At 63.7% G+C, this 12,524-nt stretch carries 9 protein-coding genes; 7 read left to right on the forward strand and 2 right to left on the reverse strand.

Annotation, left to right across the window (positions count from 1 at the left end):
- Nucleotides 1-36: 36 nt before the first annotated feature.
- Nucleotides 37-1,536 carry a bifunctional aminoglycoside phosphotransferase/ATP-binding protein gene (locus J0A91_RS23325; RefSeq protein WP_240502331.1) on the forward strand — a complete coding sequence of 500 codons (1,500 nt, stop codon included), beginning with the start codon at nt 37-39 and terminating at the stop codon, nt 1,534-1,536.
- A 95-nt stretch (nt 1,537-1,631) separates the two neighbouring features.
- Here J0A91_RS23325 and J0A91_RS23330 read toward each other — a convergent pair whose 3' ends face one another.
- Nucleotides 1,632-2,450: a universal stress protein gene (locus tag J0A91_RS23330; RefSeq protein WP_069207623.1), complete on the reverse strand. Its 819-nt coding sequence runs from the start codon at nt 2,448-2,450 to the stop codon at nt 1,632-1,634.
- Nucleotides 2,451-2,937: 487 nt separating this feature from the next.
- Between J0A91_RS23330 and J0A91_RS23335 the strand changes: the two genes are divergently transcribed.
- Nucleotides 2,938-3,768 carry a universal stress protein gene (locus tag J0A91_RS23335; protein WP_069207624.1) on the forward strand — a complete coding sequence of 277 codons (831 nt, stop codon included), beginning with the start codon at nt 2,938-2,940 and terminating at the stop codon, nt 3,766-3,768.
- Between the two features lie 30 nt (nt 3,769-3,798).
- Entirely contained in the window at nt 3,799-4,782 is a 984-nt protein-coding gene (locus tag J0A91_RS23340; RefSeq protein WP_069207625.1) for a zinc-dependent alcohol dehydrogenase family protein, read from the forward strand.
- A gap of 67 nt (nt 4,783-4,849) precedes the next feature.
- On the opposite strand, the gene J0A91_RS23345 is transcribed toward J0A91_RS23340, so the two are convergent.
- Nucleotides 4,850-5,500: a BON domain-containing protein gene (locus tag J0A91_RS23345; protein WP_069207626.1), complete on the reverse strand. Its 651-nt coding sequence runs from the start codon at nt 5,498-5,500 to the stop codon at nt 4,850-4,852.
- 439 nt (nt 5,501-5,939) lie between these two features.
- On the opposite strand from J0A91_RS23345, the gene J0A91_RS23350 reads away from it, so the two are divergent.
- From J0A91_RS23350 to J0A91_RS23365, 4 genes are all read left to right on the forward strand, one after another.
- Nucleotides 5,940-8,306, forward strand: coding sequence for a heavy metal translocating P-type ATPase (locus J0A91_RS23350; RefSeq protein WP_083225047.1), 2,367 nt, complete (start codon nt 5,940-5,942; stop codon nt 8,304-8,306).
- Nucleotides 8,303-8,692, forward strand: a complete 390-nt coding sequence (gene cueR / locus J0A91_RS23355; RefSeq protein ID WP_069207627.1) for a Cu(I)-responsive transcriptional regulator — start codon at nt 8,303-8,305, stop codon at nt 8,690-8,692. Before J0A91_RS23350 ends, cueR begins: the two co-directional genes overlap by 4 nt.
- A 257-nt stretch (nt 8,693-8,949) precedes the next feature.
- Nucleotides 8,950-11,508 carry a magnesium-translocating P-type ATPase gene (mgtA, locus tag J0A91_RS23360; protein WP_069207628.1) on the forward strand — a complete coding sequence of 853 codons (2,559 nt, stop codon included), beginning with the start codon at nt 8,950-8,952 and terminating at the stop codon, nt 11,506-11,508.
- Nucleotides 11,505-12,500: a lysylphosphatidylglycerol synthase transmembrane domain-containing protein gene (locus tag J0A91_RS23365; RefSeq protein ID WP_083225018.1), complete on the forward strand. Its 996-nt coding sequence runs from the start codon at nt 11,505-11,507 to the stop codon at nt 12,498-12,500. Before mgtA ends, J0A91_RS23365 begins: the two co-directional genes overlap by 4 nt.
- Nucleotides 12,501-12,524: the final 24 nt, after the last annotated feature.

Below are 12,524 nucleotides of genomic sequence, written 5' to 3' on the forward strand. Positions count from 1 at the left end.
GTATCCGGAGCGCCGACTTCCGACGTTCAGAACGATGTGATCGCCTTTCTCGAGAGCGGCGACGCCTTCGATAGCCGCGAACCTCCGCGGCGTATCGATACGCACTGTGCCAGCATTTTTCTGGTGGGCGGTCAGGCCTGGAAGCTTAAGCGCGCCGTCACGTTCGGTTATCTCGACTTTTCAACGGCCGAACGGCGGCGCGAGGCTCTCGAAACAGAACTGCGCCTTAATCGGCGGACAGCACCGCAGCTCTACCGCGCCGTCCATCCCATCAGCCGAACCCCTGAGGGTCACCTGAAACTGGGAGGTAGCGGGAATCCCGTCGACTGGATCCTCGAAATGCAGCGGTTCCCCGACGACGCGTTGCTCGACGAGAAGGCCAGCCACGGTCATCTCGATGCGCAGATGCTAATGACCCTTGCCGATCATATCGTCGCTTTCCATGCCGCCGCCGAGGTCTTTGTAACGGACGCGGGATCGGCACGCTTTCGCGACGTGGTCGAAGGCAATGTCGACAGTATGGCGCGCTGCCGGGCGGTCCTCGATCCTGAGCAATCCACGCTCCTCGCCAAGCGCTTGCTCGACCTGACGGCGACGATGGCGCCGCTTCTTGATGATCGCAGTGCGCGAGGGCGTGTGCGCCACGCCCATGGCGACCTTCACCTCGCCAACATCGCGCTCATCGAAGGTCGCCCTACGCTGTTCGACTGCCTCGAATTCAGCACCGAACTGGCGACGATCGATGTCCTCTACGACCTTGCCTTTCTGCTCATGGATCTGTGGCACCGCGATCTCCACGCCGAAGCCAACATCGTCTTCAACCGCTATCTCGACCTTTCCGGAGACGATGAGGACGGGATCGCGCTGATGCCGCTATTCCTGTCGGTGCGTGCTGTGATCAGGGCTCACGTCCTTGCCGCGCAGGCGATGCGCCCAGGCGGGAATCTGTCGCTGGCCGACGTCGCGCGCAGCTATCTCGATCTGGCGCTCGCTCTCCTGCAGCCGGGCCGGCCGCGCCTTATCGCGATCGGCGGACTCTCCGGAACGGGCAAGTCCAGCCTGGCAAGCGTTCTGGGCGGTGATATAGGACGGGCTCCAGGCGCAAGGATCGTTCGCAACGACGTCGTTCGCAAGCGCCTTGCTGGCCGGTCGCCCGAAACCAGATTGCCCCAGACGAGCTATTCTGAGGAAGCAGCCAATCTGGTCTATAGACGTGCCGGCGAACTCGCACTGGCTGCGCTGTCTTGCGGACAGTCCGTGATCGCAGATGCCGTGTTCGCACAGCGCGCCCATCGAGTAGAGATCGAGGTTGTCGCCGCTCAAGCGCGCGTCTCCTTTATGGGGTTGTGGCTTGATGCGCCGTCCGAAACCCGAATGCGTCGTGTCGGGGTGCGCGGTCCGGACGCATCTGATGCCGATGCTGCCGTTGCACGAACGCAGGAAGCATTGGCTATCGGCGATCTCGCATTCTGGCAACGGATTCCGGCAGCCGATCAGCTTCAAATCGTGGCAGCCCGCGCAAGGACCGTCCTTTAATCCGATACGCCAGCTGTGGCGGTGTGATCGTGAAACGGGCAAGTGCCCGGTGAGCAATTTCAAATGCGGCATGAAGCGACGGCTATGGCGATACCTCAATGTTCCAAGAGAACAGCTATGTCCGCGCCGCGCAGGAGGTCCCGTGTCACACCTCCAAATATCCACTCCCTGAACCGGGAATGGCCATAAGCGCCTGCGGCAATCAGATCGGCGCCATGTGCCTGCGAGAAGGCAATCAGGGCCGCGGCTGTTGTTTGCTCCCCCGCACCCACATGATGGGCTTCGGCGACCCAGCCGAGCGAGTGTAAATGGCGGACGACGTCGTTCGCCGTAGGCTGCGAGCGTCTATCGCCTTCCGTCGCGATATCCACGGCCGCGAGGTAATAATGTGCCCGCGGTCCAGCGACCGACATGGCAGCGTGGAGCGCCCTTGCTGCCTCTCGAGTACCGTTCCATCCAACAGCGATCCGCGCAAAATTCCCGGCACCTGCCCCCTTGGGCAGCATGACCACGGGGCGACCGGACGCAAAGACCACCGCTTCGACAAGTTCCCGTCGAAAATCGGGGCTGCCATAGGCTTCGCTTGGTCCGAACAGGACAAGCTGCGAGAGGCTCGCCTGCGCCACCACCTTCTTCAGCAATAGCGTCGGGTCATCGAGCAATGTGCATACGGTGATGCCGGCCTTGTCTGCCAGTGCCCAGATCCGCTTCTCCTTTGCGTCGACTGCGCGGTTGAATTCGGCAGCGGTTGCATCGGGCAGTCCGTGCGCCGATGCGGAACCCGGCACCGGGATCGGGCAAGCTACACCTATGATCAGCCTGGCGCCGCGTGATGACGACAGCGCAATCGCGTCGGCGATGAACGCCTCGTCGGCATCGCCTGTATCTACCACGACAAGTATATCCCTGATCATGACGCCCCTTCCATCCGGACAATGCCAAATTCCCCGCGACCGCTTGTCGCGTCTCGCTGCATCAACCGAGGAGAGAAAGCCGACGGCGTGTTTACCCCGTCAATAAACTCACTTTCTTGGCTTTAATGCGGCAAGAAGTGTCAGGCAAAGTATCGCCAGACCCACGATCGCCGCGGCTATATCCATGTTCTGCTCGGCCATACATCTGTCTCGTGCGCAACATTTCTGGCTCTGAAGCCGCGAACGTCGGGGATCTGTCGCCTAATCGCGCACCGGTTGGCCTGAAATCGGTAAGGTTACGTACTCGCGCAGCTTCAGCAATGGGCGGGTACGGACTCGCCTAAGACGCCGGCATGAACAGCGCAGACATAAGTATATGAACCGATATTTCGGCCTGTGAGAGCGCCGTAGCTTGAGAAGGGCATCCTTCGACGGTGCCGGTCCGCGCCCGCGCCCTACGGGGTGCCGCGCAACAGGAGATTGATCGATGTCCTATGCCACGTTGATGGTCCACCTCGAGCTCGGCCAGCCGAACGTGGATCTGCTGAAGATCACCGGGGATCTCGCTGAGCGCTTTCAAGCGAGCGTCATCGGCATAGCCGCATGCCAGCCGATACAATATGTCTATGGCGATGGCTTCATATCCGGCCAGGTCGCCGAACAAAACCGGGCCGAGATCCAGCAGGAAGTCGATGCCGCTGAGACGGAATTCCGGGCGGCGCTCGACAGCAGGGTGTCCGATCTGACCTGGCGCTGCGCCATTACCCGGACATCGATTGCCGACTATATCGGAGAGGAAGCCCGCAGCGCGGATCTGTTGATCACAGCGCGCGATCGAGGCGGTTCGTTGCTCGATAAAACGCGCAATGTCGATATGGGCGATCTCGTCATTCGCGCGGGCCGCCCCGTTCTTCTCGTCCCAACCGGCGCCACCAGTCTCAAGCCCGAAAGGGTGATGGTTGCGTGGAAGGACAGTCGTGAGGCCAGGCGGGCTGTGCTCGACGCGCTGCCCCTCCTGGAGATGGCATCGCATGTCACGGTCGTCGAGATCGCGTCCGAGGACGATATGACCGAGGCGGGCAAGCGGATCGCCGATGTCGTCGGCTGGCTCAAGCGCCATGGCATCCCGGCCGAACCGCTTGTAGCGCGCTCGACCGGTAATGATGCCACCGCGATCGAGACCATCGCACGGCAGCAATCCGCGGGCGTCATCGTTGCCGGCGCCTACGGCCACAGCCGCTTGCGGGAATGGGTATTGGGCGGCGTCACCGCCGATCTCCTTCTCGCAGCCGACCGATGCGCCATGTTATCCCATTGATGATCGATTTACCGAAGGTCGGGCTGTGACATGCAGGCAATGGTGCTCAATCAACTGGGTTGCCCGTTGGTCTGGACGGAGCTTCCCGATCGGTCGCCGGCACCGGGCGAGATCCGGATCCAGGTCTCCGCCTGCGCCGTCTGTCGGACGGACCTCCATGTCGTCGATGGCGATCTCCCCGATCCCGTCCTCCCGATCATTCCCGGCCATGAGATCGTCGGCCGCATCGATGCCCTTGGCGATGGCGTCGAAGGACTGCGATTGGGTGAGCGGGTCGGGATTCCCTGGCTGGGCCATAGTTGCGGGGTCTGCCCTTATTGCACAGGCGGACGCGAAAATCTTTGCGACCACCCGCTCTTCACCGGGTACACGCGCGATGGTGGATTTGCGACATCGGCAATCGCGGACGCGCGCTATGCCTTCCCACTCGGCGAAGCCGGGAGCGACGTCTCGCTGGCGCCGCTTCTCTGCGCGGGGCTGATCGGCTGGCGCTCGCTCGTGATGGCGGGCGAAGGACAGCGGATCGGGCTCTATGGGTTTGGTGCAGCCGCCCATATCGTCGCCCAGGTGGCGCGGTGGCAGGGACGTTCCGTCTTCGCGTTCACCCGGCCCGGAGATACTACGACTCAGAATTTCGCGCGAACGCTCGGCGTCGCCTGGGCAGGCGGGTCCGACGAGCCGCCGCCCGAGCTACTCGACGCGGCGATCATTTACGCCACGGCCGGCGACCTCGTCCCCACGGCGTTGAAGGCCTTGCGCAAGGGCGGTCGCGTCGTGTGCGCCGGTATCCACATGAGCGAGATTGCGAGCTTCCCCTATGATCTGCTCTGGGAAGAACGACAGATCATGTCGGTCGCCAACCTAACGCGCCAGGACGGACTCGACTTCCTCGGACTGGCGCCCAAGATCGGGATCGTCACGCATACCAATCCCTATCGTCTCGATCAGGCGAATGAGGCGCTGAGCGACCTCAGAGCCGGGCGTTTCGAAGGAGCCGCCGTCCTGGTGCCGTAGTTCGCTTTCGGGGCCGGTTCTGTGGCCGGCCCCGTTCGATTGTCGCGCAGAGCAGCCGTTAACGGCCTCAGGCGACCATGATGTCGTTGCGCACGTCCGTCACCCCCGGTGCCGCCCATGCCGTGGCGGCGGCGATCTGCCGTTCATGCGGCGACCTGACGGTCCCGGCCAGCACGACCTTGCCGTCGTGAGCACTGACCCTGACCGTCTTGGGGTCGAAGAACCAGGACCGGTGCAGTGCGTGCATGATCTCGTCACTGATATTGCCCACGTCGACCTTCCGCTTGATGGTCACTTTATCCGAGATGCCGATCACGCCCGGCAGCCGCAGGACGGCCTGCTTGGCGTTGTCCCGTTGGAAATGCCAGTCCACTTCGCCGGTCAACGTGATCCATCCCGCCTCGACCTGCACCTGGATGGCGTCGCGTGGCACCGAGACGTCCCAGGCCAGCCGATGAACCGCGGCCGCCGCGATTTCCTCGTCTTCGTGCTTCGCGTGGGAATGCAGGCGGATCTCGATTTCCTCGACCACGGCCTTTACGCCTTTCACCCTGCGGGCCGCAGCCTCAGCTGCCTGCTTTTCGGCAAAACTGGTGACATGACCGCTTAGAGTCACCACCCCGCCATCGGCCATGACACCGATATGGGCTGCGGCGATGCTGGGCTCCCAGTCGAGCTCAGCGAGAACGGCTGCCTGAAGGTGACGATCGTTGGACATGATGCTTCTCCATGAGACATTAGACGCGCGACGTGCTCGACGCGCGCTTTGGCGGATCAATTGCGCAAAGATCGATGCGCCCGGGCAAAGGCAGCGTATTTTGGCTGTCCAGAACCAGGCTACAGTCGGTCTAAAGGCCCCTCTAGTGGCCAGCATTCCGTAACTTTACGGATCCAAGGTTCGACCGTCCGGGGAGAGTGCCAGACGGCATCGGGGCGATCACCCCCGGCCGGCGCGCCACCGCTCTGCGGCTCGCGTCGATCAATCACCGTTGCACACTGAAAGCACTCTCTCCGCTCGCTCGGGATCCGGCATGGCTCTGCGGACGAACGCAATGGCGGGATCAAGCCATGGGAGGCACCTGGATGCTGGTCAAAGACGAGAGGCCTTGACCCTGACACGGTGTCAGACCCTATCTGTGTCGCGAAGGAGCATCATGATGCACGATCCACACGCTCATGGCAGTCATTGCTGCTCGGGAGACCCCGCCGGACCGGCCATCGTAAAGGATCCCGTCTGCGGGATGACGGTCGATCCGGCAGCGACCACGCATCATGCCGAGCAAGCCGGCACGATCTATCACTTCTGTAGTGCCGGCTGCCGGGCGAAGTTCCTCGCTGATCCGGCAAAGTTCATCGGCGGCGAGTCCAGGGCTGGGCCGACCGTCTCGCAATCATCGGCATCGGTGTGGACCTGCCCGATGCATCCCGAGATCAGGCGACCCGGACCCGGCACCTGCCCGATCTGCGGCATGGCGCTCGAACCGGCGGAGCCTAGCGCGGAGGAAGGCCCTAATCCCGAACTCGTCGATTTCACCCGCCGCTTCTGGGTGAGTGCGGTGCTGGCCGTGCCGCTGCTGCTGATCTCGATGGGGGCGGAGATGATGGGTCTGCATCTCGTGCCAATGCGCTGGTCGCCCTGGGTGCAGCTCGCATTGACCGCGCCGATCGTGCTGTGGGCCGGGCGGCCCTTCTTCGAGCGCGGATGGGCGTCGCTCAAGAGTCGCCACTACAACATGTTCACGCTGATCGCGATCGGAGTCGGCGCGGCGTTCCTCTACAGCCTGGTCGCAACACTCGCGCCGGGCCTGTTTCCAGCAAGCTTCCGCGAGCATGGGGCGATGGTGCCCGTCTATTACGAGGCGGCCGGCGTGGTGGTCGCACTGGTGCTGCTCGGCCAGGTCCTGGAGCTGCGCGCCCGCGCCGCCGCTGGCCGCGCGATCCGGGCGCTCCTCAACCTCGCGCCCAAGACGGCCCGGCGGATCGGTGCGGACGGCGAGGAGCAGGAAGTCGGCTTGAGCGAGGTTGCCAGGGGCGATCGTCTGCGCGTGCGCCCGGGCGAGGCGGTACCGGTGGATGGGACAGTGATCGACGGGCGCTCGTCGGTAGACGAATCGATGCTGACCGGCGAGCCGGCGCCATTGCTGAAGACGCCAGGCGCCGCACTCACCGGCGGCACGGTCAATGGCACCGGCAGCCTGGTGATGGAAGCGCAGGCGGTCGGCGCTGGCACCATGCTCGCGCGGATCGTGTCGATGGTGGCGCAAGCGCAGCGCAGCCGAGCGCCGATTCAGGCGGTCGCGGACCGCATCTCCGGCTGGTTCGTTCCGCTGGTGGTGCTGATCGCGCTTGCGACGTTCGTCATCTGGATCCTGCTTGGTCCGGAGCCGCGCTTTGGCCATGCGCTGCTCAACGCCATCGCCGTCCTCATCATCGCCTGCCCCTGCGCGCTCGGGCTCGCTACGCCGATGTCGATCATGGTCGGCACCGGCCGCGGAGCGCAAGCGGGCGTACTGGTCAAGAATGCCGAGGCGCTCCAGGCTCTCGACACGGTCGATACGCTGGTGATCGACAAGACCGGCACGCTGACCGAAGGCAAGCCGAAGCTGGTCGCGGTCGAGCCGGTCGGGGTCTTCGATGCCGATGAGGTGCTGGCGCTGGCGGCCGCGGTCGAGGCTCGCTCCGAGCATCCGCTCGCGGTCGCGATCGTTGCGGGCGCCAAGGAGCGTGGGGTGACGGTCGAGGCGGTCGAAAACTTTCAGTCCCAGACGGGCATGGGCATCAGCGGCCAGGTCGACGGACACACGGTCGTTGTTGGCAATAGCGCGCAGATGCGGCGCGTTGGGGCGGACGTCAGCATGCTGCAAGCATCGGCCGAGCGCCACCGCGGGGACGGCAGCGGCGTCATGCTGGTCGCGATCGACGGCAAGGCCGCCTGTCTGATCGCGGTCGCCGATCCAATCAAGGCCTCGGCGCGCGATGCGATCGCCTCGCTCCATGCCGAGGGGCTGCGCATCGTCATGCTGACCGGCGACAGCCGGGGCACCGCCGAAGCTGTCGCGAGGGCGATCGGCGGCATCGATGAGGTCCATGCCGATCTCAAGCCGGAGGATAAGGCGCGGATCGTGGGTGAGCTCAAGGCCATGGGCGCGCGCGTGGCGATGGCGGGCGATGGCATCAATGATGCCCCGGCCCTGGCGGCCGCCGATGTCGGCGTGGCGATGGGCACCGGCACGGATGTCGCGATCGAAAGCGCCGGACTGACGCTGACAAAGGGTGACCTGTCGGCGATGATCCGCGCGCGGCGGCTCGCGCGCGCGACGATGGCCAACATCCGGCAAAATCTGTTCTTCTCATTCCTGTTCAACGGAGTGGGCATACCGATCGCGGCGGGCATCCTTTATCCCATCACCGGCATCCTGCTCTCGCCGATGTTCGCGGGCGCGGCGATGGCGTTGTCGTCGTTTACTGTCGTCGCCAACGCACTGCGTTTGAACGCAGTCCGGCTGGAGCCGAGGAGGTCGTGAACATTGGTCAGGCCTCGACCGCGAGCGGCGTCTCGCAGCGCATGATCCGCCATTATGAAAAGATCGGCCTGATCCCGGCCCCGAGCAGACGGGCAGGCGGCTTTCGGGAATATTCCGAGGCGGACATGCACCGGCTCCGCTTCGTCGCGAACGCGCGCGATCTCGGATTTCCGATCGAAGAAATCCGGTCGCTGCTGGATCTGTGGCGGGATCGCCGTCGATCGAGTGCGGAAGTCAAAGCGCTGGCGCTGTCGAGAGCCGACGAATTGGGCCGGAAGACCGCCTTGCTCGATGCGATGCGCGATACGCTGGTGGAACTTGCGGATCGATGCGCCGGGGACGACCGCCCGGAGTGCCCGATTCTCGACCGGCTGGCCGAGGACTGAGTGCATTGCGCATCGCATCAATCCGACATCTGCCCATAACTCGAGAATGGATGACCTGCCACCATCCGCCTCTGGTGTGGTGCGCGATGCATGTACGTAGCTTTGCGGATCGAAAGAGCAGAGCATTCGCGCCAGTCCGTCGAGGGCCGGTAATTCACTGGCCCCTGGCCGATCGATCGAGGCGCTAATGACTATGGCCGAAAGGAAGCAATGCAGATCGGATGCGATCCTGGTCGCCTTCGAAATTAGCCGGCTGCATGAGTGACGTTCCAGCATTCTGGCATGCTGCGCTTTCCGACACGCTAAAGCGTCTGGGCACAACGTCCGACGGATTGTCGGTTGCGGAGGCGGCAGCGCGTCTCGAGCGCGACGGCCCAAATCAGATTGCCGAAGCGCAACGCCGCCATCTTGTGGCGGATCTGCTCCGCCGCCTTGCCAACCCGCTCGTGGCAATCTTGCTCGTAGCCGCAGGGATTGCCGGCGCGACGGGCGATCTTGCGAGCTTCACGATCATCGTCCTCGTGGTACTGTTGTCGACTGTGCTGGACATGGTGCAGGAACATCGCGCCGAAGCCACGGCCGAAGCTTTGAAGCGATCGATCGCGCTGCGGGCGACAGTCCTGCGCGATGGGCATCCTGACGATCTGCCGGTCTCTGAGATCGTTGCCGGCGATGTGGTGATGCTATCGGCGGGTGACCTCGTCCCCGCTGATGGGCTCGTGCTGAGCGCCAACGGCGCGCAACTGAACGAGGCGACGCTCACCGGCGAACCCTATCCGGCCGAAAAGCACGCCGACCCGGCCGCCTCCGCGTCCGAGATGACCGATGCCCACAATGCCTTGTTCCATGGGACTTCCGTTATCGGCGGAACCGCGACGATGCTTGTCGTCGAAATCGGGCGACGGACGCGCTTTGGCGCGATCGCCGGCTCACTTGCCACGGCCCAACCTCCAACGGCCTTCGAACGCGGAATCCACAAGCTCGGCATACTCATCCTGCGGATGACATTGTTCCTGGTCCTGTTCGTGCTGTTGACCCATCTGGCACTGGGTCGCCCTCCCCTTCAGACCTTCCTGTTCGCAATGGCGCTCGCGGTCGGCCTCACCCCCGAACTGCTCCCGATGATCATGACCGTCTCGCTCGCGCGAGGCGCGCAGCGCATGGCAAAGTCGAAGGTCGTCGTGAAGCGGCTGTCGGCGATCCATGACCTTGGTCAGATGGACATCTTATGCACCGACAAGACGGGCACGCTCACCGAGGCGAAGATCAGCCTGGTCGGCCACCCCGGTATTGACGGCGACGACGATGACCGGGTCGCCGAGCTGGCTGCGGTCAACGCGCGCTTCGAGACCGGCTTGAAGAGCCCGCTCGATGAAGCGCTGCTGCTCCACATGCTCGACCGACCGCTGGAGGCCTGGCGCAAGATCGATGAAAAGCCGTTCGACTTCGAGCGCAGGCGCGTCTCCGTCCTTGCGGAAAACGCCAATGAGCGGATCGAGATTGTCAAAGGCGCGCCTGAAGCTCTCCTCGAACTGTGCGTCCATGCGCAGGATCGTTCAGGCGCTATCGTATCTTTGGACGACGGCATGCGCGCACGTCTCGTCCAGATCCAGGGCGATCGCGCAGCGCAAGGATTGCGGCTGCTGGCCGTCGCCTGGAAACCCGCCGCCGGGCTCGATCGCATCGGATCGGACTGCGATGAGAACCTGATTTTCGTCGGCTATTGCGTGTTCGTCGATCCGCCCAAGGCGAGCGCGACTGCCGCGGTCGCGAGACTCGAGGCGGCCGGAATCCGGATCAAGGTGATTTCGGGCGATGCGGCGCCCGTCGTGCAACATCTGGTGGGAGCCCTGGGTCTTCGGGTGGAAGGCGTGCTGACCGGCGAGGATATCGCCAAACTCAACGATCTGGCCCTCGCGGCACGGGTTGAGGAGATCGATCTGTTCGCCCGGGTGACGCCCGATCAAAAGACGCGGATCGTCCACGCTCTGCAGGCGCGGGGCCATACCGTCGGCTTCATCGGCGACGGCATCAACGACGCGCCTGCGATCCACGCCGCCGATGTCGGCCTGTCGGTCGAAGGTGCGACGGACGTCGCCCGCGAAGCGGCTGACATGATCCTGCTTGCCCCGGATCTCGGCGTGCTCGCCGAAGGCGTCGCGGAAGGTCGACGTACCTATGCGAATATCATGAAATATATCCGCATGGGCACCAGCTCGAACTTCGGAAACATGCTCACCATGGCGGTCGCCTCGCTGTGGCTGCCCTTCCTGCCTCTCACTGCCGTGCAGGTGCTCCTGAACAATCTCATCTACGACATGTCGCAGATCGGCATTCCGTTCGACAATGCGGACGCTGGTGATCTCGACCGTCCCCACGGCTGGGACATGCCGGGCCTGGTTCGGTTCACCGCGATCATGGGGCCGCTCTCGTCCCTGTTCGATATCGCTACCTTTTTCCTGTTGAGCCAGGTCTTCCATGCGGGCGTGGCCGAGTTCCGCGCCGCGTGGTTCGTCGAGTCCATGGCAACGCAAATCCTGGTGGTCTTCGTCATCCGTACCGCCCGGCCGGCCTGGATCAGCCGCCCGCATATTGTTATGGTTGTGACAGCGCTAACAGGGCTCTTCGTCGCGCTCTTGCTCGTCCTGCTCCCCTGGTCTGGCGTCCTCGGTTTCGCCATGCCCAGCGGCACGATTTTCGCCAGTATTGCGCTATTGGTGCTCGGTTACCTCCTGTCCTCCGAGCTGCTGAAGCGCTTCGCGCTGCGGGACGGCCGCAACCCGCCGCAGGTCGTTGATGGCCGGTTGCAGACGTGAGCATTCCGCTTGCCGGGAGGCCCGAGCAAAGCACAGCGAGGCACGGCTGGCGGCGCTGGTTCCTGGGCGTTCTGACGGCCGCAGCACTACTGGGTGCCGTCCTGCATTTCGGCGAAGTTGAAAATTTTGCGCGGCTGGTCGACCGAGCGCAACCGCTATGGCTTGCTTTGGCGATTCTCTTCCAGCTGACAACCTATGTAAGCGTCGCCGGCGGTTGGGAATTCGTACTTCACGATGCTGCCTCACCGCGCCCTTTTGCCAAGCTTGTGAGGATTGCCGTAACCAAGCTGTTCGCCGACCAGGCGGTTCCGAGCGCCGGAATGGGCGGCAATGTGCTGCTGGTCGATCAGCTTACCGCCCTCGGCGTGGAGCGCGGAACCGCGGTCGCCGCTCTGCTCGTCTCCATGATCGGCTTCTATGCAGCATATGCCTTTCTGGCGGTGATCATGCTTGTCATGCTGTGGTCGCAGAACGAAGCGACGCCGCTGATGGCGTTGCTCGTGATGATCTTCCTCCTCGTGGCGCTGGCGATTCCTTTGATCGCACTCTGGCTCAGGCGGCGCGGTCGCAGCGGTCTTTACCCGAGATTCGAAAGAATCGCGTTCGTGCAGACATTGCTCGAAGCGGTCGCCCAGGCACCCTCGAGCCTGATCGCCAATCGCGGCCTGCTCGCGCGGGTCACCATCTGCAACAGCCTCGTCTTTCTTGCCGATGCAGCTACCCTGTTCGTCTGCCTGCTCGCACTCGACCAATCCGCCGCGTTTACGACGGCCTTTGTCGCCCTGACCATGGCCTCGATCGTCGTGACCTTGGGCCCCATACCCCTTGGCCTTGGGACTTTCGAGGCGACATCGACGGCCACACTGCATCTGTTGGGCGTGCCGGTTGAGGCGGCTTTTGCCGCAACGATGCTGCTCAGACTTCTAACCCTATGGCTACCCCTGTTACCTGGCCTCTATCTCATGCGCTATGTGCTCCGGGGCGCGTCCTAGTCTTACAAAACCGGCCTCTCGCGC

It is taken from the genome of Sphingomonas panacis (assembly GCF_001717955.1).
GTDB classification, from domain to species: Bacteria; Pseudomonadota; Alphaproteobacteria; order Sphingomonadales; family Sphingomonadaceae; genus Sphingomonas; species Sphingomonas panacis.